General features: G+C 61.9%; 30 protein-coding genes. 17 read left to right on the top strand and 13 right to left on the bottom strand.

The window, feature by feature from the left end; all coding sequences use genetic code 11:
• The first annotated feature begins 6 nt into the window (after positions 1 to 6).
• Positions 7 to 1,491 (top strand): cysteine--tRNA ligase, encoded by a 1,485-nt coding sequence (gene cysS, locus ACK3SC_RS06580; RefSeq protein WP_416839316.1) that lies wholly within the window; start codon positions 7 to 9, stop codon positions 1,489 to 1,491.
• A 20-nt stretch (positions 1,492 to 1,511) separates the two neighbouring features.
• On the opposite strand, the gene ACK3SC_RS06575 is transcribed toward cysS, so the two are convergent.
• Together ACK3SC_RS06575 and ACK3SC_RS06570 are read right to left on the bottom strand one after the other, a co-directional pair.
• The gene (locus ACK3SC_RS06575) at positions 1,512 to 1,994 is read right to left on the bottom strand and encodes a hypothetical protein (RefSeq protein ID WP_416839315.1); all 483 of its coding nucleotides are present in this window, start codon (positions 1,992 to 1,994) and stop codon (positions 1,512 to 1,514) included.
• A gap of 56 nt (positions 1,995 to 2,050) precedes the next feature.
• Positions 2,051 to 2,335, bottom strand: a complete 285-nt coding sequence (locus ACK3SC_RS06570; protein WP_416839314.1) for a DUF357 domain-containing protein — start codon at positions 2,333 to 2,335, stop codon at positions 2,051 to 2,053.
• Between the two features lie 150 nt (positions 2,336 to 2,485).
• Here ACK3SC_RS06570 and ACK3SC_RS06565 point away from each other — a divergent pair, with 150 nt between their 5' ends.
• A complete protein-coding gene (locus tag ACK3SC_RS06565; protein ID WP_416839313.1) occupies positions 2,486 to 3,532 on the top strand; it encodes an NAD(P)/FAD-dependent oxidoreductase in 1,047 nt (348 codons plus the stop codon).
• A 318-nt stretch (positions 3,533 to 3,850) separates the two neighbouring features.
• Here ACK3SC_RS06565 and ACK3SC_RS06560 read toward each other — a convergent pair whose 3' ends face one another.
• Positions 3,851 to 5,047, bottom strand: a complete 1,197-nt coding sequence (locus tag ACK3SC_RS06560; protein ID WP_416839312.1) for a TIGR04347 family pseudo-SAM/SPASM protein — start codon at positions 5,045 to 5,047, stop codon at positions 3,851 to 3,853.
• The gene (locus ACK3SC_RS06555; RefSeq protein ID WP_416839311.1) at positions 5,044 to 5,328 is read right to left on the bottom strand and encodes an Htur_1727 family rSAM-partnered candidate RiPP; all 285 of its coding nucleotides are present in this window, start codon (positions 5,326 to 5,328) and stop codon (positions 5,044 to 5,046) included. The genes ACK3SC_RS06560 and ACK3SC_RS06555 overlap by 4 nt, the downstream gene beginning before the upstream one ends.
• Before the next feature lie 102 nt (positions 5,329 to 5,430).
• On the opposite strand from ACK3SC_RS06555, the gene ACK3SC_RS06550 reads away from it, so the two are divergent.
• Positions 5,431 to 5,943 (top strand): halocyanin domain-containing protein, encoded by a 513-nt coding sequence (locus tag ACK3SC_RS06550; RefSeq protein ID WP_416839310.1) that lies wholly within the window; start codon positions 5,431 to 5,433, stop codon positions 5,941 to 5,943.
• 260 nt (positions 5,944 to 6,203) lie between these two features.
• On the opposite strand, the gene ACK3SC_RS06545 is transcribed toward ACK3SC_RS06550, so the two are convergent.
• Positions 6,204 to 6,845, bottom strand: coding sequence for a helix-turn-helix domain-containing protein (locus ACK3SC_RS06545; RefSeq protein ID WP_416839309.1), 642 nt, complete (start codon positions 6,843 to 6,845; stop codon positions 6,204 to 6,206).
• 184 nt (positions 6,846 to 7,029) lie between these two features.
• On the opposite strand from ACK3SC_RS06545, the gene ACK3SC_RS06540 reads away from it, so the two are divergent.
• A complete protein-coding gene (locus ACK3SC_RS06540; protein WP_416839308.1) occupies positions 7,030 to 7,395 on the top strand; it encodes an ArsR/SmtB family transcription factor in 366 nt (121 codons plus the stop codon).
• Positions 7,395 to 7,595, top strand: a complete 201-nt coding sequence (locus tag ACK3SC_RS06535) for a hypothetical protein (RefSeq protein WP_416839307.1) — start codon at positions 7,395 to 7,397, stop codon at positions 7,593 to 7,595. The genes ACK3SC_RS06540 and ACK3SC_RS06535 overlap by 1 nt, the downstream gene beginning before the upstream one ends.
• A 44-nt stretch (positions 7,596 to 7,639) precedes the next feature.
• On the opposite strand, the gene ACK3SC_RS06530 is transcribed toward ACK3SC_RS06535, so the two are convergent.
• The 4 genes from ACK3SC_RS06530 to btuC all read right to left on the bottom strand — a co-directional run bounded on the left by ACK3SC_RS06530 (position 7,640) and on the right by btuC (position 12,125).
• Complete coding sequence (locus ACK3SC_RS06530) at positions 7,640 to 8,317, bottom strand: RNA ligase partner protein (protein WP_416839306.1); 678 nt, start codon at positions 8,315 to 8,317, stop codon at positions 7,640 to 7,642.
• 91 nt (positions 8,318 to 8,408) lie between these two features.
• Positions 8,409 to 9,578 carry a tubulin/FtsZ family protein gene (locus tag ACK3SC_RS06525; protein ID WP_416839305.1) on the bottom strand — a complete coding sequence of 390 codons (1,170 nt, stop codon included), beginning with the start codon at positions 9,576 to 9,578 and terminating at the stop codon, positions 8,409 to 8,411.
• A gap of 148 nt (positions 9,579 to 9,726) precedes the next feature.
• Entirely contained in the window at positions 9,727 to 11,034 is a 1,308-nt protein-coding gene (locus tag ACK3SC_RS06520) for an ATP-binding cassette domain-containing protein (RefSeq protein WP_416839304.1), read from the bottom strand.
• On the bottom strand, positions 11,031 to 12,125 hold the full coding sequence (btuC, locus tag ACK3SC_RS06515; RefSeq protein ID WP_416839303.1) for a vitamin B12 ABC transporter permease BtuC: 1,095 nt from the start codon (positions 12,123 to 12,125) through the stop codon (positions 11,031 to 11,033). Before btuC ends, ACK3SC_RS06520 begins: the two co-directional genes overlap by 4 nt.
• A 60-nt stretch (positions 12,126 to 12,185) precedes the next feature.
• On the opposite strand from btuC, the gene ACK3SC_RS06510 reads away from it, so the two are divergent.
• Complete coding sequence (locus ACK3SC_RS06510; RefSeq protein WP_416839302.1) at positions 12,186 to 13,289, top strand: PGF-CTERM-anchored ABC transporter substrate-binding protein; 1,104 nt, start codon at positions 12,186 to 12,188, stop codon at positions 13,287 to 13,289.
• A gap of 115 nt (positions 13,290 to 13,404) precedes the next feature.
• On the opposite strand, the gene ACK3SC_RS06505 is transcribed toward ACK3SC_RS06510, so the two are convergent.
• Both ACK3SC_RS06505 and ACK3SC_RS06500 read right to left on the bottom strand, forming a co-directional pair.
• The gene (locus tag ACK3SC_RS06505) at positions 13,405 to 14,037 is read right to left on the bottom strand and encodes an HAD family hydrolase (RefSeq protein ID WP_416839301.1); all 633 of its coding nucleotides are present in this window, start codon (positions 14,035 to 14,037) and stop codon (positions 13,405 to 13,407) included.
• A gap of 72 nt (positions 14,038 to 14,109) precedes the next feature.
• Positions 14,110 to 15,105 (bottom strand): hypothetical protein, encoded by a 996-nt coding sequence (locus ACK3SC_RS06500; RefSeq protein ID WP_416839300.1) that lies wholly within the window; start codon positions 15,103 to 15,105, stop codon positions 14,110 to 14,112.
• Positions 15,106 to 15,222: 117 nt separating this feature from the next.
• On the opposite strand from ACK3SC_RS06500, the gene srp19 reads away from it, so the two are divergent.
• From srp19 to ACK3SC_RS06485, 3 genes are read left to right on the top strand one after another with little or no spacing between them, the layout of a single operon-like run.
• Complete coding sequence (srp19, locus tag ACK3SC_RS06495) at positions 15,223 to 15,501, top strand: signal recognition particle subunit SRP19 (RefSeq protein WP_416839299.1); 279 nt, start codon at positions 15,223 to 15,225, stop codon at positions 15,499 to 15,501.
• On the top strand, positions 15,501 to 15,725 hold the full coding sequence (locus ACK3SC_RS06490) for an H/ACA ribonucleoprotein complex subunit GAR1 (protein ID WP_416839298.1): 225 nt from the start codon (positions 15,501 to 15,503) through the stop codon (positions 15,723 to 15,725). Before srp19 ends, ACK3SC_RS06490 begins: the two co-directional genes overlap by 1 nt.
• A gap of 48 nt (positions 15,726 to 15,773) precedes the next feature.
• Positions 15,774 to 16,748 (top strand): presenilin family intramembrane aspartyl protease PSH, encoded by a 975-nt coding sequence (locus ACK3SC_RS06485; RefSeq protein ID WP_416839297.1) that lies wholly within the window; start codon positions 15,774 to 15,776, stop codon positions 16,746 to 16,748.
• 63 nt (positions 16,749 to 16,811) lie between these two features.
• On the opposite strand, the gene ACK3SC_RS06480 is transcribed toward ACK3SC_RS06485, so the two are convergent.
• Positions 16,812 to 17,294: a PUA domain-containing protein gene (locus ACK3SC_RS06480; protein WP_416839296.1), complete on the bottom strand. Its 483-nt coding sequence runs from the start codon at positions 17,292 to 17,294 to the stop codon at positions 16,812 to 16,814.
• Positions 17,295 to 17,412: 118 nt separating this feature from the next.
• On the opposite strand from ACK3SC_RS06480, the gene ACK3SC_RS06475 reads away from it, so the two are divergent.
• Positions 17,413 to 17,580 carry a hypothetical protein gene (locus ACK3SC_RS06475; RefSeq protein ID WP_416839295.1) on the top strand — a complete coding sequence of 56 codons (168 nt, stop codon included), beginning with the start codon at positions 17,413 to 17,415 and terminating at the stop codon, positions 17,578 to 17,580.
• A 51-nt stretch (positions 17,581 to 17,631) separates the two neighbouring features.
• Positions 17,632 to 18,543 (top strand): hypothetical protein, encoded by a 912-nt coding sequence (locus ACK3SC_RS06470; RefSeq protein WP_416839294.1) that lies wholly within the window; start codon positions 17,632 to 17,634, stop codon positions 18,541 to 18,543.
• A 5-nt stretch (positions 18,544 to 18,548) separates the two neighbouring features.
• Here ACK3SC_RS06470 and ACK3SC_RS06465 read toward each other — a convergent pair whose 3' ends face one another.
• The gene (locus ACK3SC_RS06465; protein WP_416839293.1) at positions 18,549 to 19,046 is read right to left on the bottom strand and encodes an NYN domain-containing protein; all 498 of its coding nucleotides are present in this window, start codon (positions 19,044 to 19,046) and stop codon (positions 18,549 to 18,551) included.
• Between the two features lie 390 nt (positions 19,047 to 19,436).
• Here ACK3SC_RS06465 and dapA point away from each other — a divergent pair, with 390 nt between their 5' ends.
• From dapA to ACK3SC_RS06435, 6 genes are read left to right on the top strand one after another with little or no spacing between them, the layout of a single operon-like run.
• Complete coding sequence (gene dapA, locus ACK3SC_RS06460) at positions 19,437 to 20,354, top strand: 4-hydroxy-tetrahydrodipicolinate synthase (protein ID WP_416839292.1); 918 nt, start codon at positions 19,437 to 19,439, stop codon at positions 20,352 to 20,354.
• A complete protein-coding gene (dapB, locus tag ACK3SC_RS06455) occupies positions 20,351 to 21,112 on the top strand; it encodes a 4-hydroxy-tetrahydrodipicolinate reductase (RefSeq protein ID WP_416839291.1) in 762 nt (253 codons plus the stop codon). The genes dapA and dapB overlap by 4 nt, the downstream gene beginning before the upstream one ends.
• The gene (locus ACK3SC_RS06450; protein ID WP_416839290.1) at positions 21,109 to 21,951 is read left to right on the top strand and encodes a 2,3,4,5-tetrahydropyridine-2,6-dicarboxylate N-succinyltransferase; all 843 of its coding nucleotides are present in this window, start codon (positions 21,109 to 21,111) and stop codon (positions 21,949 to 21,951) included. Before dapB ends, ACK3SC_RS06450 begins: the two co-directional genes overlap by 4 nt.
• The gene (gene lysA, locus ACK3SC_RS06445; RefSeq protein WP_416839289.1) at positions 21,948 to 23,195 is read left to right on the top strand and encodes a diaminopimelate decarboxylase; all 1,248 of its coding nucleotides are present in this window, start codon (positions 21,948 to 21,950) and stop codon (positions 23,193 to 23,195) included. The genes ACK3SC_RS06450 and lysA overlap by 4 nt, the downstream gene beginning before the upstream one ends.
• 18 nt (positions 23,196 to 23,213) lie before the next feature.
• Entirely contained in the window at positions 23,214 to 24,080 is an 867-nt protein-coding gene (gene dapF / locus ACK3SC_RS06440; protein WP_416839288.1) for a diaminopimelate epimerase, read from the top strand.
• The gene (locus tag ACK3SC_RS06435; protein WP_416839287.1) at positions 24,077 to 25,168 is read left to right on the top strand and encodes a M20 family metallopeptidase; all 1,092 of its coding nucleotides are present in this window, start codon (positions 24,077 to 24,079) and stop codon (positions 25,166 to 25,168) included. The genes dapF and ACK3SC_RS06435 overlap by 4 nt, the downstream gene beginning before the upstream one ends.
• The last annotated feature ends 44 nt before the right edge of the window (positions 25,169 to 25,212 follow it).

The raw sequence follows: 25,212 nt of genomic DNA, 5'->3' as shown, positions 1-25,212 counted from the left end.
ATAGCAATGACGCTGTCCGTGACCAACACGCTGTCAGGAGAACGCGAAGACTTCGAGCCGCACGGCGACGACGTGTTGCTCTACGTCTGTGGACTCACGGTCTCGGACGACGCCCACCTCGGCCACGCCCGGCTGTGGATGCACGCGGACATCATGCATCGCTGGCTGGAATACGAGGGCTACGACGTCCACCACGTCGAAAACTTCACCGACGTGAACGAGAAAATCGCCGCCCGAATCGGCGAAGACGACCTCGGCGACGACGAACCATCCGTCGCAGCGCACTTCATGAGCGACGTCATCCGCGACATGCGCGGGCTCAACCTGAAGCGAGCAGAGGTCTACCCTCGCGTCACCGAACACATCCCCGAGATTATCGACCTCATTCAGACGCTCGTTGAGCGTGGACACGCCTACGAGTCGAACGGGTCGGTCTACTTCGACGTGACGACGTTCGACGACTACGGCAAACTCTCGAATCAGAACATCGACGAACTCCAGTCGCAAGCGGACACGGACGAGCGCTCCGAGAAGCGCAACGCCGCTGACTTCGCACTCTGGAAAGCCGGAGCGGTGTCGCCCGAAGAGGCGGCCGAGCACCGCAACCCTGACCTCGACCCCATCACCGACCCGTGCGGTGAGACGTGGGAGTCGCCGTGGGGCGAAGGACGCCCGGGATGGCACATCGAGTGTTCCGCGATGTCGATGACGCACCTCGACGAGACCATCGACATCCACGTCGGTGGCCGTGACCTCGTCTTTCCGCACCACGAGAACGAAATCGCGCAATCCGAGGCCGCGACGGGCCACACGTTCGCCCGCTATTGGCTCCACGTCGGCCTCCTGCAGACCGACGGTGACAAGATGAGTTCCAGCCTCGGAAACTTCTTTACCGTCTCAGACGCCCTCGACGAGTTCGGTGCCGACGTGATTCGGACGTTCTATCTCTCGACGGCCTACGGGTCCGAACAGACCTACTCCGAAGAGACGATTTCGGAGGCACAAGAGCGCTGGGACAGACTCGAACGCGCATACGAGGCTGCGGTGGACGCGTGCGACAGCCCCGACTCGCGCACGAAGGTCGAAGCCACTGACCTTCGAGAAACCGTCGAAGCCACGCGTGAGAACTTCAGAGAGGCGATGAACGACGACTTCAACGTCCGCGAGGCGATGGCCGAACTCCTCGGTCTTGCCAGCGCGGTGAACCGCCATCTCGCCGACACCGACCTGTACGACTATCGTGCCCTCCGCGAGGCCATCGAGACGTTCGAAGACCTCGGCGGCGACGTATTCGGCCTCTCGTTCGGTGCAGCTGGAGAAGGCGGCGACGTCTCTCTCGCTGAGGACCTCGTCCAACTCGTCTTGGACGTGCGAGAAGCAGAACGCGAGGCTGGCAACTGGGACCGTGCAGACAACCTTCGCGACGACTTGGCCGCGCTCGGCGTCGAAGTCCAAGACGGTGACGAGGGCGCGACGTTCCGGTTCGAGTAAGCAGACGCGTCGTTTCGTTTCTACCCGAACGTAAACCGCACGATCGCGAGCGTCTGTGCGGCATCTTTGAGCGAGGTTCGGTAGTCTCCTGAATCGCCCGAGACGCCCAGACTTCTCGCCATGTAGCCATAGGTGGATGCGTACGTATCGAGCAGTTCGATGGCAGTCTCGCCTGTCACTACTTCCCCGAGTGCGGCACGTCGCGCACCGCGATACCAGAGTCGACAGGTCGTCCGTGAGTGGAAGTTCTTCCACCAGTTGCTGTCTGCTTTCGGCGTGACCACGACCAACTCGTCCCCAGCGCTCGCGTACGTGACGGGGAACGTGTATCGTCGACCGCTTTTCGGTCCGACGTAGGAGACGAGGACGAACCAGCGACTCGCGAGTGCGTGGAACGGCGAGCGTAACACCCACCCAAGGAACGGGTTTGCGAATCGTTGTTCGAGCGTTCGCTGCGCGTCACTAACCCGCGTTTCGTATTCCGAAGAGGGTGACGAAGACACGATGAAACTACGACGGCGATGGCTAAATACATCGGGTCGCTGGCACGTTCACCGACTCACATCGTAAACAGATGTGAGTCGTCTGGAACGTCGAACAGACCCATCCGAACGCCAGCATCCAGCCAGCCGTACCCGTACGAGAACGACGCAAGGGCGTTCACCCAGTCGTCTGCCTCTTTGAAGTGGCGGCCGTCTTCGAGGTATGACTCCGCCATCTCCAGACAGTCCGCGGCGGCGTCACCGAGGTGCGTCTCCTCCGGAACGGCCTGCACTGCTTCGTCGAGTGCGTCGGCTAGCATCGATTCGTACCGGTTTGTCTTCTCCTGGAGGTCGGCGGCCATACAGAGACGTGCGACGGCGATTGATACTGGTCTTTCGCTCTCCTCGCGAAAATCGAGTCACCGGGCGTGCTATGCGAATCCGTGGCGGTGTTGTAGTACTCCTCGCAATACAGCGCAACCTTAAGGCACCGCTATCTCGAACTACGGAACATGACACAAAACGCGGATTCCTTCGTCGAGCACCGAAAGCTCATCGTCGCCGGTTCGGGTATCTCTGGTCTCTCTGCAGCGATTTACGCGGCACGCTCGAACAACGAACCACTCGTCCTCGAAGGTGACGAACCGGGTGGCCAACTCACGCTCACGACGGAAGTCGACAACTATCCGGGCTTCCCCGAGGGCATCTCCGGGCCAGAGCTCATCAACAACATGAAACAGCAGGCCGAACGCTTCGGCACCGAGATTCGCCACGGTATCATCGAGAGCGTGGACGCCTCTGAGCGACCGTTCACTGTCACGCTGAAGAACGGAGACGTGTACACGGCCGACGCCATCATCTCCGCCTCCGGTGCGTCTGCTCGGACGCTCGGCATCCCCGGCGAAGAGAACCTCATGGGCTACGGGCTTTCGACGTGTGCGACCTGTGACGGCGCGTTCTTCCGCGACGAGAAGATTATGGTCATCGGTGGCGGTGACGCCGCCCTCGAGGAGGCCAACTTCCTCACCAAGTTCGCGTCGACGGTCTACCTCGTCCACCGCCGCGAAGAGTTCCGCGCCGAAGATTACTGGATCGACCGCCTGATGGAGAAGGTCGACGCCGACGAAATCGAACTCATGCTCAACACCGAAGCGACCGAACTTCACGGGTCGCCCGAAGAGGGTGTCGACCACGTCACACTCGTCCGCCACCCCGAGGGGCACCCGACGGACAAACTCGACGACCCCGAGACGGAGGAGTTCGACTTCGACGTTGGCGCGGTGTTCTACGCCATCGGCCACACGCCGAACGCCGACTACCTCGAAGGAACGGCCGTCCAGCGCGACGACGACGGCTACATCGTCGCCAAGGGCGGGTCAGGCGGCGGCCAGACGGCGACTGACGAACCCGGCATCTTCGCCGCGGGCGACGTCGTCGACTACCACTACCAGCAGGCCGCGACGGCCGGCGGGATGGGTGTGAAGGCCGCTCTCGACGCCGACGACTACCTCGAAGAACTCGAACGGAAACAAGAGAAGGCAGCGACGCCCGCCGAGTAAGCGTCTCGGCGTCGTTCTCGGACACTGATTGGTGTTACGTTGGAGATTGCTTTCGCGTGATGCCGAAGTATAAGCCGGTATCTAGATACTATTTTGACATGAGTGCCGACACTGGTCGTCTCCGTGGGCACCTATCGAGTATCGACCCAGTCGTCGCGGTCAGCCTCCCAATCGTCGTCGCACCGTTTGGCTATCTGATTGGGTGACTTTTCGTCTCGCATCTATTCGATTCGGAAGCAGCTGCGATTTGGATGACGACGGTGGCACTCACCACCCTCGCGTTTCTCGCCGCCTCGATGCGGTCGTGAAACCGCCCGGTTAGTCCGCCGGTTCGGGCGTCTCACCGCGCTCTTCGGGCGTGAGATAACACTGCGGGTCCGGTCCGAACAGGTCACCAGAGCCAGCGAGAGCGCGAAGTCGCGACGACCCGCGACACACGTCCTGATACTGGCAGGTTGCACACTTGCCGGTGAGGTGTTTCTCGCGTTCACGGAGTCGGGCGAGAAGCGTATTCGACTCGTCGTCCCAGATGTCGCCGAACGGTCGGTCACGGACGTTGCCGAGACTGTAACTCTGCCAGAACTGCGTGAGGTGGACGTCGCCGCGGTAGTCAACGTCGGCGACGCGTTCACCGGTCGGGTCACCGCCGTTGACGCGGAGATAACGGTGAATCTCGTCGGCGTGGTCTGAGCCGAGTTCTTCGTCGGCGTACTCGACGACGTACGCTGAATCCGCGTAGTTGCCGACGAGGAGGGTCTCTATCTCTTCGCCTTCGTCGTGGTACTCGCGGGTCATGTCGAACAGCCGACGGACAGCGCGACGTTGAGCCTCGTCGTCGAGGTCGGCGTCGACGATTTCACCGCCGCGTCCGCCGTAGTCGAGGTGGTAGAAACAGAAGCGGTCGACACCCACGTCGTAGAGGAAGTCCACGACGTCCTCCATGTCGGGGGCGTTGTGTTCGGTGATGGTGTACCGAAGTCCGGTCTTGAGGCCGACGGACAGGCAGTTTTCGATTCCTCGAACGGCGGCGTCGAACGCGCCCGCTTTGCCACGGAACTCGTCGTTGCGCTCTTGCAGTCCGTCGACGGACACGCCGGCGTACGAGAGGCCAGCGTCTTTGAGCGCCCGTGCCTTCTCTTCGGTGATGAGCGTCCCGTTGGTCGAGAGGACGGCGCGAACGCCCTGGTCGGTGCAGTAGTCGACGAGTTCGACGAGGTCGGTGCGGACGAGCGGTTCACCGCCCGAAAAGAGGAGGACAGGCACGTCGTAGGCGGCCAAATCGTCGATGAGGCCCTTTGCTTCGTCTGTCGAGAGTTCGCCCTGTGCGGGGTCGAGGTCGGCACCCGCATAGCAGTGTTCGCAGTAGAGGTTACAGCGGCGGGTCGTGTTCCAGACGACGACCGGGCGTTTCTGTTTCTCTTCGCGAATCTGTTCGACCGAGGTGTCGGGGTCGTCGTATCGGAGTCCGTCGCCCTCGGCAACCTGCCCACACAGCAGTTTACTGATGGAAATCATCCCTGTGTCACCTCGGCGTCTGCAGGGTCTGCGTCCGCTCGTCCCTTGGAAGCGAGGTCGTTTCCACCGATTCGCAGAACCTCGTCGGCCGGACAGAGCCACAGCGCAGACGACGAGAATCCGAAGAGTGTCGTCGCCTGTTCGGTTGCGATGTCGACCGACGGCGCAGAGACGCTCCCGACGTGGCGCAGTGGCTCAGCGTCAGTCTCTCGGATGAATACCTCCCACTGTCTGCTCCCGTCGATTCGCGGCTTTCTCCGCGGGTCGTCGTGCGTGGGCATATGCGCAGGCCTTTGCGGCAGATAGATAGGGACGTTTCGGCTGTTTTCACCGCGTGGGAATCGAAGGATTAGCCTTTGTTGGAGACCCACTAGAGATGACCAATGTCTGACCGACGACTCTCTCGGCGTACGTTTCTGCACGCGACGACAGCCTCTGCAGGGATTTTCCTTCTTGCAGGCTGTAACGGTGCATCAGGCGGTTCCGACGGCGACACCGGAGGCGAGGGCGAGGACGACGCGACGGAAACACCGACAGCAGACGTAGAGATGCGAGACTTCGACGGGTGGTTCGACCGGACACAGAACTACGACGGCGTCTACGACCTGACGGGAGAAAGTAGCGTGACTATCGATGTCGGTGCCGAGGGCAACGGCGGCGGGTTCGCCTTCGGCCCCGCAGCGGTGAAAATCTCACCGGGAACGACAGTCGTCTGGGAGTGGACCGGCAACGGCGGCACACACAACGTGCTTCATCGCGGTGGCGAGTTCGAATCCGAACTCACCGCCTCCGAAGGTGCCACGTTCGAACATACGTTCGACGAGACTGGTGAGTACAAGTACGTCTGTGTCCCACACGAGACGCTCGGGATGGTTGGCGTCGTCGTCGTCGAATAGCACATCGCACACTAACGACGTGGATTTCATGCCGTCGTTCGCGTTCTCGTCGACTCACGCGGGCGTTTTTGTTTCAGTAATCGGAGCCGTACACAGGACGCAGCCAGTCTCCTGTAGCGTCTCGTACATCGATTCGTTAACCCGGTACCGCTGGGCGCACTCGGGACAGGTAATATCGAACTCACGCATCGTAGCTCACCAGTTAGTTGTATGTTCTCATTGCACGTTTGAGGCCACCCCCAATTCAGGGGGCCCTCAGGTTAGTCCTGTAAAATCGCACCCATCAGTTTCTTCTGTGCCATCGCGAGGTGTTCGGAGAACGTCGACGTCGTGATGCCGAGTTCCGTCGCCACCTCACCTTTGTTCGCCCGACGTGGGTGGTCGAAGTAGCCCATGTCGTGTGCCTTCTCCAGTACCTCCCGTTGTCGGTCAGTGAGTTGGCCTCGCTCGACTAACACGAGGTCACGCGACTCGTCAGACGACGACTGAAGCAGTCTGCTCACGTCGACAGTGTCTGCCGACGCACGGAGTGACGCAACGACGTCACGGAGCGTCTCGACGTTGGGCGCGTGGAACGTCAAGAACAACGCACCGTCGCGAGTCTGTACGTCGACGACGGGACAATCGAACGCTTCGATTCGCTCACACGGACAGCCGATATCGCTCTCGCGTGCAAATCGGTAGACAGTGCCGTCGCCGTAGTCGAATAGTTGTTCCATCTCGTCGGTCACGCCGGCGTCACTGTCGAAGACGAACTCTTCCGTGACGGAACCGTCCGTATTGGTCCCCATGCTTCGAGACAGCGCATAGCCGGAATTCTCCGCTTTGGATACAGACGCGACAGGACAGTTGGCCACGCCCGTCACTTTCAACTCTGCTCTGATGCCCGCTGCACTCGTCATAACTCTAGGCAGACACCCCAACCCCTGATATAAACACCCCCGATACACCGGGCCTTTATATCATGGGGAGGTTCGACCCCTCGCAGATTCGTATCAACCAAGAACCAGTTCGGTGACGGCATAAAGAGCCCGAAATATGCGGGGTACGATGAGACGGAGCGGGCGGACTAACCGACGAGTGAGCATGCAGACCGGCCTCACGCGCAACCCGACTGGACAGAACACCGTCGAGGGACCGAACCTTGCCGAGTCGTACGCGGAGATGGTCCTCGACGCGCTGTCCAATCAGACGTGCCGTCGGATACTGACGACCCTCCAGGGCTCGACCACGCCACTGACCGCACAGGAACTCTCTGAGGAGTGTGATATCCCGCTCTCGACGACCTACCGAAAACTCGAACATCTCTCGAACGCCCGTCTCGTCGACGAGACGCTTCAGGTACGCATGAACGGGACCCATACGAGCCAGTATCGGACAGATGTCGACTCGGTCACCGTCTCGTTAGGTGACGAACACGGCCTCGAAGTTGCGATACCGGGGGGAGAGTAATGGGGTCGGAATCGGCGCACACGCCCGACCACTCCACGAATCTCCCAGAACGCCCTCGACTCACGTCGCGTATCGTGAGTGGTCCCGATGGGCGAGAAGAGTGCACGATCTATCCCGAGGACGCGACGCCAACGGAACTCCTCACCAAGTGGGTTAGTGCGACGGGAGATTCGTTCGTCGAGTTAGACGACATGTACTAACGACGGGCATCGAGTCGGCACCGACGTTCGTTCGAGTCGGGTGATTACCACTCGCTTCGACTCTGTGGGTGTGGCTCGTCGAGCGCCATGAGATACTCTTCGAGGAGCGTCGGAAACGCCCGGCCACGGAGGTTTCTGAGACCGAAGTCTGCTGCCCAACTGATGATACCCGTATCCTCCGTCACGACGCCAGCGTTCAGTTCCCGCGCGAGGATGAGCAAGTCGAAGTCCTCGCGTGAGTCCAACACGCCCTGTCTGAGGGCACCCCGGTAATCTTCTCTGAGGTCGGAGATGACTTTATCCACGTCGGACAGTTTCGATTCTCCATCCGACTTGCGTCTGGTCTCTTCGGCCTTTCGGACCGCTTTCTCGGAGACGCGAAGGCCACGGTTGACTCGGTCGGACATCTCGTCGATGAAGCGGTAGACGATTTCTGCAGGGATGTACACCTCGTATCGGTCGGGATGTTTCTTGATGACCCACGTGTCGAGTTTGCCGAGCAGGTCCTCAGAGACGCCACGTTCCCGAAGGATATGTTCCAGTTCGGCTGCGATAGAAGGCGGCATGTAACACGAGATGTTCAAATCTAACCGAGCAGCGGCGATGGTGTCGAGCAGTCGTTCGACTGCCTCTTCGAACGTCTCGTCGTCGTCGCGAATCTCCTCGGAAAGAAAAAGCGAGGTATCGAGCACGAACCGTTGCTTCAGCGGGTACTCGGCCATTAATCGAGTCTTCGCACCCATAGAATATGACCCTTCCCCGTCTGTTCGTCAAAGTTCGGCCTCCAGAACCCCCGAAATCCGGGTGCCTCCCTCAGAACAGTGGTTCGAGCCTGTCGTCTCCGGAATCCACGAGTTTGTCGAGTGATTCCGCACTCGACGCTCGTTTGGCGAGCATGTCTCGTTGTGTCTCGATGGCGACTGCCTGTAGCTCCTTCACCCGAGGGACGTTGTAGACGCCAGACAGGAGCACGACAGCGGCGACGAAGTTCGATTCGACGGGGTAGTCACCGCCGCGAATCTCCATCGTTCCAGTCTCTTCTTCCAACCACGTTCGGCCGCGTTCGATGCCGCGTCGAGAGAGAAACTCCGGTGGCCCGGCGACGACGACGAGTCCGCGTTCGCTCCCAGCGATTTCACACGGGAGCGTGAGGCGGCCCAGGGCGGCGCGGCGGACGAGACTCGTGATACGGTTCATCGATTCGCCATCGTCGGCGGCGTTCGACGGCGCTCCCGAGAGTCGAGAGAGCAAACCTCGCTTGGGCCTGTCGAGTTCGACGGCCGCGTATCCGATCGTCGAGATTCCACCCGAGGCAAGCGTGTTGATTATCTCCGACGCGTCGACGACTGATTCAGCGACGGCACTCGACCCGTCAGTCTCACCAGCGCTGAAGAGGACACCCAATCGGCGGGCGAGTTCGGTGTTGATTTCGCTGTATCCCGCTTCGAGGGACTCACCCGTCCGTCGCCACGCCTCGTTGTCGAAGAGGATGAGATTGTCGACTTCGGCGACGAACGTCTGGAGCGACCGGGCCGCATTGAGTGTGTAGATGCCACCCTCGTCACGTGCGGGGAGGATGCCGAGGCCGTAGACGGGTTCGGTGTAGAGATGCTTGAGTTCGCGTGCGATGACCGGCGCGCCGCCAGACCCGGTTCCACCGCCGAGTCCGGCGACGATGAGAAACGCGTCGATCTCGTGAACCGGTAAGTCGTCGATCATCGAGAGAACGTCCCCGACGTCCTCTGCAGTCACTTCCGCGCCGAGGTCGTTGTCCGCACCGACACCGTGGCCTTTCACGCGGGAGGTCCCAACGAGGAGTTGGTGAGATTTGGGGACGTACCGGAGTCCCATCAGGTCAGCACGGGCCGTATTGACTGCGATCGCGTCGACGATGTAGTCACTTTGCGTCCGCCGGTCGTAATCGATGAGGGCGTCGACGACTTTCCCACCAGCCTGTCCGACCCCAATAAGTGCGAGTTTCATCTGCGGTTCCTCTCAGAAATCGAACTAATAAACGCACGCACACGTCTTGAATATGTGGTGTGTAGCCAGATTCAGAGAACCACTAACCGCCGGTTCCGACTGACACAGCCGGGGGAACTCACTCCGTCGAAAACCGGCAGACGACGAGTTATTCACCGGCCGCTTCACAGGCCAACTCGCCGACGACAGAGAGTAATTCACTGGGTTCGACCACGCGACCACGTTCGCGAAGTCGTTCGTAGACCGACCACCCCGCATCACCCGCGTAGTTTCGGTCGGCAAAGGGGCGTTCTTCGACGAGGACGAGGTGGTCTGCGGACGTCGCTGCGTCGAGATTTGCGAGGTTCCCTTCGCCGACTTCGACGTCGGCCACGACGGTGACGTCGGCAGCATCGATTCGAGATTCGACTGCGGACCGCGCCGCGTCGTCGACAGGTGCGTACGGAGGGACCGTCACGAGGTCCGCGCCGACCCGACGCGCCGCCTCTGCATCGGTGTCGCCTTCGTTGAGCACGCCGGCAGAGAGCGCGTACCCTGCTGCCGAGAGAACGTGAAGGGAGCGTGCTGCGGTTCCACCCCCGCCGACGACGTGAACACGACCGGTCGCATCCGCAGACCCAGACGACGACGGAAGCGCAGTCACGTACACCGACCCGGTCACGGGATGTCGCGAGACGACCGCCTCGGCGTCGAACGCTGCTCGAAGGTTGGATTCGGAGAGGACCGCCGCGGGGTCGCCCGCCGAGAGGATGCGTCCGTTTGCGAGCAGAATCAGTACGTCGCAGTAGTGTGCCGCGAGATTCAGGTCGTGAATCGCGGCCACCGCAGTGGTTCCGTCACCGACCAAATCGTCGACGAGTTCGAGCGTTCGAACCTGATGGTTGATGTCGAGACTGGCGGTCGGTTCGTCGAGGAGGAGCGTCGGCGTCTGTTGTGCGAGTGCCCGCGCGATGAGGACTCGCTGTCGTTCGCCACCGCTCACCTCCGTCACCGGTCGGTCCGCGAGGGCATCGACTGAAGTTCGACGCATCGCGGCCTCGACTGCGTCTTCGTCGGCCGTTGTCCAGCCATCGAATCGACCACGATGTGGCGTTCGACCCATCCGAACGACTTCGCGGACGGGGAAATCGAAGGTGACGTTCGTCGTCTGCGGAACCGTCGCGACGAGGCGACTCGCCGCCTTCGATGAGAGTGCGTGAACGTTCTCACCCGCCACGCGCACGACGCCAGCGTCGGGTGAGAGCGACCCGTTGAGAACTCTGAGAAGCGTCGTCTTTCCCGCGCCGTTCGGACCGATGAGACCGACGAACGTTCCGCCGTCGATATCGGCAGAGATACCGTCAAGAACTGTCTGACCGCCCAGTGACACAGAGACGCCGTCTAGTTTGATGGCCGGTGCGGAGTCGGCGAATTTGGTGGTTGGTGCGGACTGTTCGTCCACCGAATCGTCGCTCACGGTGACCGCACCTCCCGAGTTCTGAGGAGATATAGGAAGAACGGTGCGCCAAGTGCCGCAGTGACGACACCGACGGGAACTTCCGCCGCGCCAGACCGAGCGATGGTGTCTGTGAGGACGAGGAACGATGCGCCAGCGAGTGCCGATGCAGGCAGGAGGAGTCGGTGGTCTGGGCCGACGACCAACCGGAGCATGTGTGGGACGACGAGGCCGACGAATCCGATGACGCCGGAGACTGCCACTGCCGCCGCCGTGACGATGCTCGCCGTCACGAGGAGCAGTTGCTTCGTGCGTTCGACTTCGATGCCGAGTGCGTGTGCGTCTTCTTCGCCGAGGAGGAGGACGTTCAGGTCACGGGTGTGCGCGAGCAAGACGGCGAACGGAACCGGGAGCACGAGCGTGAGCAGCACGACTTCGTCCCACGTCGCCCCCGAGAGGTGACCCATCAACCAGAAGACGACCTGTCGGAGACTCTCACCGCTCTGCAAGAGGAGAAACGAGATGACTGCGCCGAGGAACGTCTGCACCGCGACACCTGCGAGGAGGAGCGTTGCGACGGGTGTGCGACCATCCTGTGTCGCGAGCATGTAGACGACGAATGCGGTGACGATGGCCGACCCGAAGGCTGCCCCCTGCAGTCCGAATGGAACCGAAAGCGACAGTGCAATCGTGGCGACGGCACCGACGGCCGCACCCGACGAGACACCGATAATGGACGGGTCAGCCATCGGATTTCTGAAAAACCCCTGCATGACGACGCCCGCAGTGGCGAGCGCGAAACCGACGAGGGCCGCGAGGAGAATGCGAGGAAGCCGAACCGAGACGACGATAATCTGTGCAGTTCTGGGCACAGCTGCCGAAAACGGCGACGCGAACTCGATGGACGGAACTGGCACCGACCCGACGAGCGGGAGGACGGTTGCGCCACTCAGAGAGAGACCGACAGGAACTGGAAGTGCATCGAGGAGGACGAGCGCGACAGTCTGCGGCGGGATGGAGACGTGGCCGATTCCGGCGCTGACGACCACGACGAGCGCCAGGAAGGCAGTCAAACCGAATGCCCACGTGGTCGCTCGTGTTCGAACGTTCATCGAACACAACCGCGCTTTCATTAGGTAAATATTTATTGAACTATCGACGAGGCGGTTAGTGTGAACCAACGATACATCGCTGCACTGCTGGTGTTCGTAACCGTGTTCGCCGGGGTTCCGGCACCGGTTACCGCCGCAGACCACACTGCACAGTGTTCGTTCCCGATGACGGTGACCGATGCGACGGGAACCGACGTGACAATCTCTGAAAACCCAGAGCGTGTCGTCACGACGAACCCGAGCGCTGCCCAGACGATGTGGGAGATCGGCGCGAAAGACCAGGTCGTCGGTGTCTCACAGTTCGCCCTGTATCTCGACGGGGCGAACGAGAAGACGAACATCTCTGGCTCGGGTGGCCTCAACGTCGAGGCAGTCATCGGACTCGAACCCGACATCGTGCTCGTCCCGAACACCACCTATACGGTCGAGAAAGACCGCATCAAACAACTTCGCGACGCGGGCCTGACTGTCGTCGTCTTCGAGAGTGGTGACTCGCTCGAGGCCGTCGCGGACAAGACCGAACGAATCGGCCGCATCACTGGCAACTGTGAAGCGGGTGCCGAACGCGCCGACGAGATGCGGACCGCTCTCGAGAACATGGAGCGCGCACTGGAGGGCGTCGACCGGCCAGTCGGCCTCAACGTGTTCTTTGGCTACGCCGCCGGTGGCGACACGTTCATCTCTGACGTGATGACGTCTGCTGGCCTCCGTAACGGGGCCGCAGAGGCCAACTTCACTGGGTTCGGTCAACTCAACGAGGAACTCGTCGTCGAGATGAATCCCGAGTACCTCGTCGTTCCCGACCACGCACCGATTCCGAGTGGTCCTGCGTACAACAGCACAACTGCAATCCAGGAGGACAACGTCATCCTCGTGGACGCGAACAACCTTCAGCAACCAGCCCCACGCGCAATCGACGCGAGTGAGGCGATTCTGAAGGCCGTCCACCCCGACGCCTACGAGCGATATCAGGAACTCCAGAGCCAGTCGGAGACGGAGACGACCGACACGCAGACCGAGACGGGAACCGAAGAGCAGGCTGAATCGACGACTACGACGACCGCGACGCCAGAGTCTACCACCGAAAGCAGTGCGCCCGGGTTCGGTGCACTCGCGTCTGTCGCTGCGCTCGCCGTCGTGGCACTCCTCGCACGACGCCGATAACCGCTCAGTCCGGTCCTTCTCGATAGTCTCTGTTTTCGCGTCGACGCGCTTCGAAGAGGCTTCCCTAGAGTATCCGTGAACGTTCCCTAGAGTATCCGCGACCGTAGTTGACGAACTAGTGACCGGGCTGAATTCCGTCCGTACCGAGGATGTCTGGAAGGTCAGCGAACGTCGAAATCCGAACGTCGGGCTCTCGGTACGGCGTCTCGTCGTCGTTTTCGACCCACACTGACGTCATGCCGAACGTTTCGCCCATCAGGAGGTCCTCGTTGTACTCGTCGCTGACGAAGGCGACTGGTTCGTCGCCTGCTGGAAGGCACTCGACGTACCCTTTTGGATGGGGTTTCGACCGTCGCAGGTCCGAAGAGACGACGAGTTCGTCGAAGCATTCGAGGACGCCGTGTTCCGAGAGAACTGTCTCGACCCACGGACGCGCCATGTTGCCAAAGAGGACGAGTGTGTGGTCGGCTGCGAGGTTTCGGAGCACGTCGACGTGTTCCTCTGGAAACTCTGGGTCGAGCCACGTCGTTTCGAGGTACTCACGACACGCATCGCGGGACGCTCCCGTGAGCGTCGAGAGGAGTTCGACGTATCCACTCGTCGTCTGAACGAAGCCATCTCGAAACGCGAAGTAGGCGAGCCATCCGGGATAGGGGTCGCTCTCGGGGTCGACACCGAGGATATGCGACTGTTCGCGTTCGTCGCCGTGGTCGACGATGACACCGCCGTAATCGAGAACGAGCTGCATTGGGATTTGTTGGATATTCTATGAAATCTTCAATCTGTCGACGTGGAGAGCTCCACAGCCCCGACTGGGTATTCAGAATAGTGCCGTGAGACTCGCAGACGAGAGCCAGAACGAGAGGAGTTGCCCGCCGAGAATCATCCCGAGGCTCAGGGGACCAAGCCAGTAGACGCGTTTTCGCATCGTCGACCTCGCATCGGTGATATCGCCGCGAATCAGGATTGCCTCTGCCGCTCCGTTCGATTCCTCCCCGGGGTCGGCGTGGGTTCCAAGCAGTTTGTCTATGGGTCCCCCTTCGATGCGGACGACACCCGGTTCTCTGGTCTGTTCGACGTGTCCGATGACGGTGACGGGCTCGTCGGCTGGGATGTACTGTTCGGTGATTTTGAGTCGCTCGTCCGAGGACGTGGGAGATGGGAGTTCGGCGTGTTCACGGAGGAACGTTGCCACGGATTCATCGATATCGTCGTCCAAGTCGATGGTCGTCGACCAGTAACGGGTAGTGAACACTCGGTGCCGCCCCGGCGTGACGCTGACTGCACCGTCACCGAGGGCGAACTCGGCGACTTTCACGCCTTCGGCGACGTTTTTCCACACGTCGCGGAGACCAAGTTTCTCCCGGCGTTGGACAATCCAATCGGTGTGGATGGCTGGTTTTCCGGAGAGTGGCGTCGTGAACTCGGTTTCCTCTCCGTCGTCGGGGACTTGTGGGACGCCAGACGTTGCGACGATAGTGTTCGAACCGCTCGTTCCGACGTTTTCGGGGGCGACGTAGGGGACGCGCTGCAGGAGGCGATACTCGTCTATGGACCCGGCAGCAATCGTCGCAGTGAAGAACCCGACGCACGCGACTGACGCACCGATAATCCAAATCTCGTCTCCGATTTCGGCCCCTGCGAGGACCGGGAAGAACGACCACAGGAACGCGACGACTGCGATGGCCCACGCTTTGAGACCGCTCAGGCCCAGTCGCCGAGAGAGTTGAGACACCGCTGCCGGGTCGAACCACTTCACGAAAGCTCCGAGCAAGAGAAAAAACGAGACGAATCCAACGTATCCGAGGACGTTCATAGCCGCACAATCTAGTCAAGGATATAATAATTTACCTCTGACAGGTGTACTGACTCCGACTACTCGCGACCCACAGAGACCACAACCGTATTACCGTCGGGTTGCAGAGACAGGTGTATGGTCGAGAACGTTATCTACCCTGCCTACCTCGACGCCTCTCTCTCACGCAGCGAAGGTCGGCGAGTCGCGCAGTCGGCCGCAGTCGAAGACCCGACCGTCGACGAGATTGCGAAAGCAGTCCAGCAAGTCGGGTACGACGCGGTCATCGAACGGGACAAACGCTATCCACGAGAGTTCGACACGCGTGGTCGCGTCCTCGTCGACAACGCCGACGACGCGACGAAGAACGACATCGTACAGGCTGTCGCCGCCTACGTCGGCATCCTCCGAGACTGATGCGGCGAATCGGAACGGTCTCTCGAACGGCACAGGGCCTCGCGATCGTCCGTCTCGACGACGACGACACGCCCGACATCGGGACGATGGTCCTCGACGAGTCGCTCTCGACAGTCGGCCGAATCGTCGACGTGTTCGGCCCCGTGGACCGGCCGTACGTCGCTATCACGGCAGACGACGACAACCCAGCACGACTGGTCGGCAGCAAACTCTACGCTCGATAGCGAAGCCAGAGCGCAATCCCCAAAGCCTTCGGGTTGGAACGCAGTGGTATGTCACGCCGCGCCTATCGAGGTGTCGCCCTCGCCGCCCTCATCTTTCTCGTCGTCCAGGTGGGTGCGCTCGCACTCGTCCCGACGTTCTTCGAGCAAGGCTACCAGACGGTCGAAGACCCCACCGACCCCGCGAACAGCCTCCTCTACATCGGCGCTATCATCGGAATGACGGCGTTCATGCTCGTGGCGTTCAAATACGACCTCGACCAGCTCATCCGAGGCATCATCATCTTCACGAGCGGGGTGTTGTCGTGGTACGTCTTCGCCGCCATCCTCCCGAATGGCCTCCTCGCAATCGGCCTCTCGGCGGCCGTCGCCATCGCGCTCCTCGTCTACCCCGAGTGGTACGTCATCGACACCGCGGGGGCTCTCATGGGCGCGGGCGCTGCCGGCCTCTTCGGCATCAGTTTCGGCCTCTTGCCGGCAATCGTCCTCCTGTCGATTCTCGCCGTCTACGACGCTATCAGCGTCTACAAGACCAAGCACATGCTCGACCTCGCAGCAGGTGTGATGGACCTCAGAATTCCGGTCGTTCTCGTCATCCCGACGACGTGGTCCTACTCGCTTCTGGACGAAGACTTCGCTCGCGACGCGAACGAGGTCGGTGAGAATGCTGACGACGGAGAGTCAGAAACCGCGGACAGCGACGACGCAGACCCCAGCGACCGCGACGCGTTCTTCATCGGCCTCGGCGATGCCGTCATGCCGACGGTGATGGTCGCGTCGGCGGCATTCTTCTCGAGCGCTCCATCGCTCGGAATCGCCGCCCTTCCAGCGCTCAATCTTCCCGCATTGCTCGCGATGGTCGGCACCTTCGTCGGCTTTGCCGGGCTCATGTGGGCAGTGATGAAAGGCCGTGCCCACGCAGGGCTGCCACTTCTCAACGGCGGCGCAATCGGTGGGTATCTCGTCGGGTCGGTCGTCGCGGGCGTCCCACTCGTCTCCGCACTCGGCCTCGCACCGTATCTGTAGAAAACGCGTCTCCCAATCCCTGTTCGTCGCTTTCAGCTACTCTATTCGTCGCTCCCAGCTACGCTATTCGTCGCTTCCAGCGCCTTCACGCACGCGAACGGCCATCCCCGTCTCGAAGTCGAGCATCGCATCTGCAGAGAGTTCTGCACGGCCCACCCCGAGTAGTTCACCATCGGGACCGACGACGCACACTTCGTCGCCGGGGCGGACGGCTGGGTCGACGTCGGTCACGAACTTCGCGAAGGCGTTCTTGCCGTCGCGGACGAACGGAATCGATTCGTCGCCGACGACGACGGTGTACGCCGAGTCGTCGAGCGCCGCACGGAGTCGGTGGCCACCCGCAACACCGAGCGTGAAGCGACCGTCGGTTCCGTAGGAGGTCACTCGCTCGCCTGCGACGTACACCTGTCGTGGACGACCGCTTCGCGAACGAGAGACGTCGATAGTGGCGTCTTCGGGGAACAACGCGTCGCCCGCACCGGCCCCGAACTGGTACTCTGCAACGATTCGGAGGTCCCCCAGATCGGACCCATCGGCTTCAGTCATACCCGTCTTTTGCCCTGCCACCTAAAGTGGGTCGCGGTCCCGGCCGAACGCGTGTGAAGTGACAACACAGACGAATCAGAAAATAAGTACTAAGTACCGGAGTAACCGCCGTCCGAGTATGTCAGTCGATATTCGGCTCGCAGGTGTGGGGACGATTCTCCTCCTCGCGAGCAGTGCTCTCCTCACCCAGACGGCCCTCGATAGCCGTCTGTCTGCCCTTCTCGCCGCCACAGCGACAGTCGGCGCGTTCGCCACCGTCGTCAAAGCGTCATCGCCCACCGCGTAATCGAGAATCGACCCGCTGTTTTACGTATAACCGCATCGACACGTCGGGCATATGGCAGCGATTAGCTCTCTCAAAACAGCGCTCCAGGGCATCGGGCGGAATCCGGTGTTGTTCCTCGGTGGACTCGCCCTCGGCCTCATCACGCTTCCGCAACTCGCAACACAGTTGGCAGAGATTCCGTTCGTACCCACGCTGTTTCAGGTACTCACGTTCTTCGTCACGCCCTTCGTCGCCGCCGGTATCTACGGGATGGCCAACGAAGCAGTCGAAAGCGATGAGAGCAGGACGACGCTCTCGACGCTGACGGCCGTTGGTCGCGAAAAGTACGTCCCCTTGCTCCTTGCGAATATCGTCGAACTGGGAATCGTCATCGCGTTCGGTATCGTCCTCGCAATCGTCGCGACAGTTCTGGTGTTCAGCATCGGTATCGGGTCTCTCGCAGGAGGTGGCGACGTCGCACTCGGTGGCGGACTCCTGATTGCCCTCGTCATCCTCGGCCTCCTCTTACTGGCGTTCATCGTGGTCAACTTCTTCATCCAGTTCTTCCCCGTCGCCGTCGTCGTCGCCGACGCAGGCGCGATTGAATCGTTCGGAGAAAGTTACAGACTCGTCCGGAACAACGTCGTCTCCACGCTCGGCTACTCGGTCATCCAACTCGTCGTCGGAGTTCTCGTCTCGATTCCCGTCACTGGATTCATCTTCTTCCGGACGTTCCAGAACCTCCAGGCGGTTCAGAGCGCCGACGGCGTCACTCCGGGAACGGTTCCGGGTGGCCTCGGCTTTTCGACGACAGAAATTCTCGCCGTCGTCGCGATATCACTGGCAGCACAGATGCTGTTGACGACGTTCCGGTACACCTACGCCGTCGCGTTCTTCGAAGCACACGACGCTGGAGTCCCACAGCGAGTTGCCGAACCGAAACCGGATATCGACGGCGAGTCGGTGATTCCGAACTTCGAGTAGCGGAGTTACAGCAGGAACGTCGCTTCTCGCTCCGAGAGGTCGATGAACGTGTCTGCGGCCTCGACGAGTTCGTCCGCTGTCGACTCTCTAAACGCCATCACCTCGACCCGAACGCCCTCGTGTCGCAGGTGTGAACAGAGGCGCTCGAAGTCGCCGTCGCCCGAACAGAGAACGACCGTATCGACGTGGTTGGCGAGGCTAACCGCGTCCAGTGCGATACCGAGGTCCCAATCTGCTTTCTTCGAACCGTCTCCGAACGTCTTGATATCCTTGATCTTTGTCTCAAAACCGATGTCGACGAGTGCATCAAAAAACCGTTCTTCGTCGGGCGAATCCGCCCTGATAACGTAGGCGATTGCGCGCGTAAGTGCGCGCTCCGCAGTCGCCTTCTCTAACAGGGAAGAGTAGTCGATATTCCGTGAATAGAGGCTTTGTGCCGTGTGATAGAGGTTTTGAGCGTCTGCCAAGATGGCAACGCGCTGGTCTGGGTGAATCTCCGTCATTCGTCCTTCGGTTGCACGCCACGGGGTAATAACCGTCCGGGAGTGTTTTCACCGATGAGAACGCCGAGATTCTGCCCGAGAGTACACGGGACAGACGCTGCAGAAGGGTTCAAACCCACCTCAGCCAGTGTGGCAGGTCCTGCAGAGTGCGCAAGTTATATTATGCCTCCAGTACCTGCATCTGGTGTGAACGACTTCGCGCGACTCGCTACGGCCGCCACCCGGTCGACAGCGTCGCGTGGCGAATTCTTTTCGAAAAAACGCGCGTCATAATCGCTCGTTGCGGGAGTAGCGACCCCGTCTCGGGCGGCCCCCGATTCGACGCGCACTCGGTCTGAACGACCGATTCCCACATTCCACCATAGCCGTCTCAACACCACACAACGACACATGACAACAATTGACCTTCGCGGTGTCTTCCCCGCGATGACCACCCCGTTCCACGAGGACGGGAGTATCGACTTCGAACAACTGCAGTCCGACGTTCGCCGCCTCGAAGGCGCGGGCGTCGATGGCCTCGTCCCGGTCGGTTCGACCGGCGAATCCGCGACGCTGACTCACGACGAACACGTCGAAGTCGTCGAAGCAGTCGTCGAGGCTGTCGAGGACGTGCCCGTTATCGCCGGTTCCGGGTCGAACTCGACCCGAGAAGCACTCGAACTCTCTCGGCGCTCCGCCGACGCCGGTGCCGACGCACTCCTCCTCATCTCACCGTACTACAACAAGCCAGAACAGGCGGGCCTCGTCGAACATTATCAAACCATCGCCGACGAAATCGACCTCCCACAAATCGTCTACAACGTCCCCGGACGAACCGGGAGCAACATCCTCCCCGAGACTGCCGCAACGCTCGCGGAACACCCGAACATCGCCGGCTACAAGGCCGCGAGCGGTGACCTCGGCCAGATTTCGCAAGTCGTCGAGTACACTCAGGACGAAGAGTTCGCCGTGCTCTCGGGCGACGACGGCCTCACGCTGCCGATTCTCTCGGTCGGCGGTGTCGGCACCATCTCTGTCGTCGCCAACATCGAACCGGCACGCACGGGCGCGATGGTTCACTCCGCACTCCAGGGCGATTACGAGCGCGCTCGCGAACTCCATCACGAACTCGGCCCACTCTGCCGGCACCTGTTCTCCGAGACGAACCCGATTCCGGTCAAGGAAGCCATGGAGATTCGTGGCTACGGACCAGCCGCCGTGCGCCCGCCACTGACCCGCCTCACCGAAGAAAACGCCGCTGAGATGCGCCGTCTCCTCGACGAACTCGCTGCCGAGTCAGCACTCCCTGACGGGGGGTCCGACGAGTGACGGTGCGAGTCGCCGTCACCGGTGCGACCGGCCGAATGGGCGAGGAAGTCCTCGCCGCCGCGTCGGACCGCGACGATATCGACGTCGCGTTCGCAGTCAGTCGGTCGGCGGGTGACGAAATCGAAGGCGTTCTCGTCGAGGACGCCGCCGACCTTCCCGACCTGCTCGCCGCACACGACCCGGACGTTCTCGTCGACTTCACTGGTCCGGCCTCGTGTGTCGAATACGCTGCCGCCTGTGCCGAGTCAGGTGTCGCCTTCGTCTCCGGCACGACCGGTCTGAGCGACGGCGGGTTCGACGCGCTCCGCGACGCCGCAGACGAGGTTCCGGTACTCTACGCGTCGAACTTTTCGCGCGGTATCGCGGCACTCCGCCGTGCAGTCCGTGAGGCCGTTCCGGCACTCGATGGCTACGACATCGAACTCACAGAGACGCACCACAACGCCAAGCGCGACGCGCCGAGCGGAACGGCGCTGACGCTCCTCGAAGATATCGACGACGTCCGAGGAGATTCCCCACGCGTCCACGGCCGTGAGGGCGAAGCGCCCCGAACCGAGGACGAAATCGGAGTCCACGCTCGTCGGGCGGGGGATATTGCCGGTGAGCACGAAGTATTACTGGCTGGAAATCACGAGTCACTCTCACTCACACACCGCGCGGGGTCGCGTGGAGTCTTCGCCGCTGGCGCACTCGACGCCGCGGCGTGGCTCTCGGGCCGCGACGCCGGGTGGTACGACTTCACCGAGGTACTCGAATGAGCTTAGAACACGACGTACGAGAACTGTGGCAGCGATACGACGACGGCGACGTAGACGCCGCGTCGGCAAGCGTAGACGAACTCGACACACTGGATGCGTTCCTCGACGCCCTCGAAGCGGGCGAGGTGCGCGCGGCCGAGAAGACGGGGGCTGCGGTGACCTCGTGGGAGTCCAACGAGTGGGTCAAGCGAGGAATCCTCCTCAACTTCGGTCTGCGCGAGACACTCACCCGCGAGTACGGCGACGTTCGATACCACGACGTGCTGCCGCTCCGAGACACCGAGGACCTCGCCGACCGCGGGACCCGAAACACACCGGACGGAACGGTCATCCGCCGCGGCGCGTACCTCGGGTCCGACTGTATCATGATGAGCCCATCGTTCGTCAACATCGGCGCGTACGTCGACGACGGTACCCTCGTCGACTCGTGTGACACCGTCGGGTCGTGCGCCCAAATCGGCGCGAACGTCAAACTCGGCGCGAACACGCTCATCGGTGGCGTCCTCGAACCCGTCGAAGACGCACCGGTCGTCGTCGAAGACGGTGCCGCACTCGGTGCCGGCTGTCGCGTCACCTCTGGATTCGTCGTCGGTGAGAACTCCATCGTCGGTGAGAACACGCTTCTGACGCCACGTATCCCCGTCTACGACCTCGTCGACGAGGAGATTCACTACGGCCACCTCCCGGCGAACCGCCGCGCGTTCACCCGGTTCGTCGAGTCGTCGCTCGGTGACCACGACCTGTTCGCCGGCGGCGCGTACAAGCCTGCTGTCGTCGCACTGGACATCGAAGACGACACCCTCGACGCGACCCGAAGAGAGGAGGCACTCCGCGAATGAGCGGCGGAGGCCCGGCCGTCCGGCGACTGGCAGACTGGGACCGCGAGCAACTCCTGTCGCTCGCGTCGCAGTTCGGGTCGCCGCTGTACGTGACCGACCTCCAGCGCGTCCACGAGAACTGTACTCGACTCCGCGAGGCGTTCCCAGAAGCCCACATTAGTTACGCCGTCAAGGCACACACCGGGCAGGCAGTCCTCGAAACTGTTCTGGACGCCGGCCTCGACGCCGAATGTGCGTCCGCTGGCGAAGTCGAACGCGCCCTCGAAGCGGGGTTCCCGGGCACCCGCATCCGATACACGGCAGTCAACCCGCCGGCGGCAGACCTCGACCACGTCGTCTCTCGCTGGGAAGCCAATCCCGAGATGACCATCACGGTCGGTGCGGAGGAGACAATCGACCGACTCACGAACCGTGGGTTCGACGGCCGACTCTGTCTCCGGGCGAATCCGGGCATCGGCGCGGGCCACCACGAAAAGGTCCAGACCGGTGGTCACGCGAAGTTCGGCATCCCAATCGACCGTGTTCCGAGCGTCGCCGAGGGCGTTCGTGACGACGTCGAACTCGTCGGCGTCCACGCCCACGCAGGCAGCGGCATCTCGGGAGACGACCTCTCGGCACACCGCGAACTCGTCCGTCGGATGGGTGACCTCGCTCGCTCCATCGACGGTCTCGAATTCGTGGACGTGGGCGGCGGATTCGGCGTCCCCTACCACGACGACGAACCACCACTCGACCTCGAATCAGTCGCTGACGCAACCCGTGATGCGCTCGGCGAGACAGACGCCCAACTGGCTATCGAACCGGGACGCTACGTCGTCGCCGACGCGGGCGTTCTCCTCTCTGCTGTCAACACCGTCAAGGAATTCCCAGAGACGGTCGTCGTCGGCACCGACGCTGGTATGACGACCTTGCTCCGACCGGCGATGTACGACGCGTACCACGCGATTTCGAACCTCTCTCGTCCCGACGCCGACACCGTTTCGACCACCATCGCAGGCCCGGTCTGCGAGACGAGCGACGTCTTCGCGGAAGACCGACCGCTCGCTCGACCCGAGCGCGGAGACGTTCTCGCTATCGGCAACGCAGGCGCGTACGGCTACGAGATGGCGAGCACCTACAACTCTCGGCCGCGCCCCCCGGAAGTCGTCCTCGACGGTGACGGTCACCGCGTGGCACGCCGCCGGGAGACCCTCGACGACATTGTCCTCCTCGAACGAACCGCATCCGACCACACTACTAACTGACCAAGCACACAGAGAACCATGAGCGTACTCAACACCATTCCATTCGAAAAGTTCCACGGCACTGGAAACGACTTCTTCGTCGTCGATGCCGAAGACCCAGTCCCTGACCGCCCCACCTTCGCACGCATCCACTGCGACCGAGAGCGTGGAATCGAACTCCCTGAAAGCACCCGACGCGGCGCAGATGGCGTGCTCTTTCTCGCACTCGAATCCCAGTACGACCCGCCACGCGTCGTCATGACGCTCGTCCAACCAGACGGCTCTGTTGCCGCCATGTGTGGAAACGGCGCTCGCGTCGCCGCCGCGTGGGCAGCAGACCGAACCGGCTCCGACGTGGTGATGATCGACACACCCGCCGGAACCCGACGAGCGACGCTCGACGGCGACGACGTGACCGTCGAGATGGGCGTTCCGTCGTTCCACCCGCGAGACGTTCCGCTCGAAAGCGACGACGAACTCGTCGAAGCTGAAGTCGAGGGACTGACTGTCACGGCCGTCAACACGGGCGTGCCGCACGCTGTCGCGTTCGTCGACGACGTGGACGACGTCGACCTCGAAGAGATTGCCCCGTCGATTCGACACGCACCACGCTTCACCAATGGGACGAACGTCACGCTCGCCTCGCCGGATGGCGACGGCGGATTCCGACAGCGAACCTTCGAACGCGGCGTTGAAGGCGAGACGCAGTCCTGTGGGACGGGTGCGGTCGCAGTCGTCGCCGCCGCAAAGCGACTCGGTCACATCTCCGGTGACGACCCAGTCCGCGTCTCCCCACCCGGTGGGACGCTCTCAGTGACGGTCCCCGACAAGGGGTCTGCACTCCTCGGTGGCCCGGCAGTCTACGAGGGCGACGGCGAAGCAGATACCGTCTTCCGCGACCGATGAGCGGCGACAGGTTCGACCCAGTCTCGTTTCTCGAACGGGCCGTTCCTGTGGCCTCGAACGAGGATGTCGGTCCGATGCGTGACCTACTGGTGGAGACGCTCGACGCTCACGGTGCCGACCCAACTGTTGACAACGCCGGCAACACCATCGCCTCGAAGGGTGCGTCCGACCCGGAAACACATCTCGTTCTCAACACGCACATCGACACCGTCTCACCGCACGTCGCGTACGCTCGGGAAGACGGTATCATCCACGGCCGTGGGTCGTGTGACGCGAAAGGTCCGCTCGCGGCACTTCTCGCGGCTTTCTTTGCAGCCGAGCCGGGACCAGCTGCACGGGTTACCTTGGCAGTGACGCCAGACGAAGAACTGCTCTCGACGGGTGCCGCCGCCCTCGACGTCGACGGAGATCTGTACATCGTCGGTGAACCGACTGGACTCGACGTGTGTACGGCCGCGAAAGGCCGGTTCGAAGGGACAATCACACTCAGTGGTGTCGCCGCTCACGCCGCAGAACCCGAATCCGGTGCAAACGCTATCGATGCGCTCGACTCCGTTCTCGAGGTCCTCCGGTCGTTCGACGATGGCCGAGCGGCACACCCTGACCTCGGGGAGGCGACGCTGACGCCGACGATGGTCGATGGCGGCGAGAACTCGAATCAGGTTCCGGCAGCGTGTCGGCTCGTCGTCGACAGACGGAGCGTCCCCCCGGAGACAGCAGACGGATTCCGGTCGTCGCTTCTGGACGCGCTCCAGTCGGCCGTTCCCGAGAACGTCGATGTCGAGTTCGAACTCACCGAGCGCCCGACACCGTTCCTCGAAGCGTTTGCGACCGACCCCGACGACGAACTCGTGACGACGGTCGCCGAGGCGTCGCGTGCTGCGGGCGGTCGTGGCGACGTTCGGCCGTTCACCGCCGCCACCGAAGCGTCGTACTTCTCGCCCGCACCGGTGGTCGTCTTCGGCCCCGGTGTGCTCGCAGACGACGAGGGTGCCGTCGCACACGCCGACCGAGAGTACGTCCTGACCGACGACGTTCGAACTGCGGCCGATGCACTGGTCGATGCAGTCGAATCGATTCTCTCCTAAGTGTCGTTCAATCAAAACGTTCATAATCGGCCGAACGTACGATT

The organism is Haloferax sp. DFSO52 (genome assembly GCF_048158745.1).
Taxonomy (GTDB): Archaea; Halobacteriota; Halobacteria; order Halobacteriales; family Haloferacaceae; genus Haloferax.
Note: the sequence above shows the minus strand (reverse complement) of the source record. Positions and strands in the feature narration are given on the sequence as shown.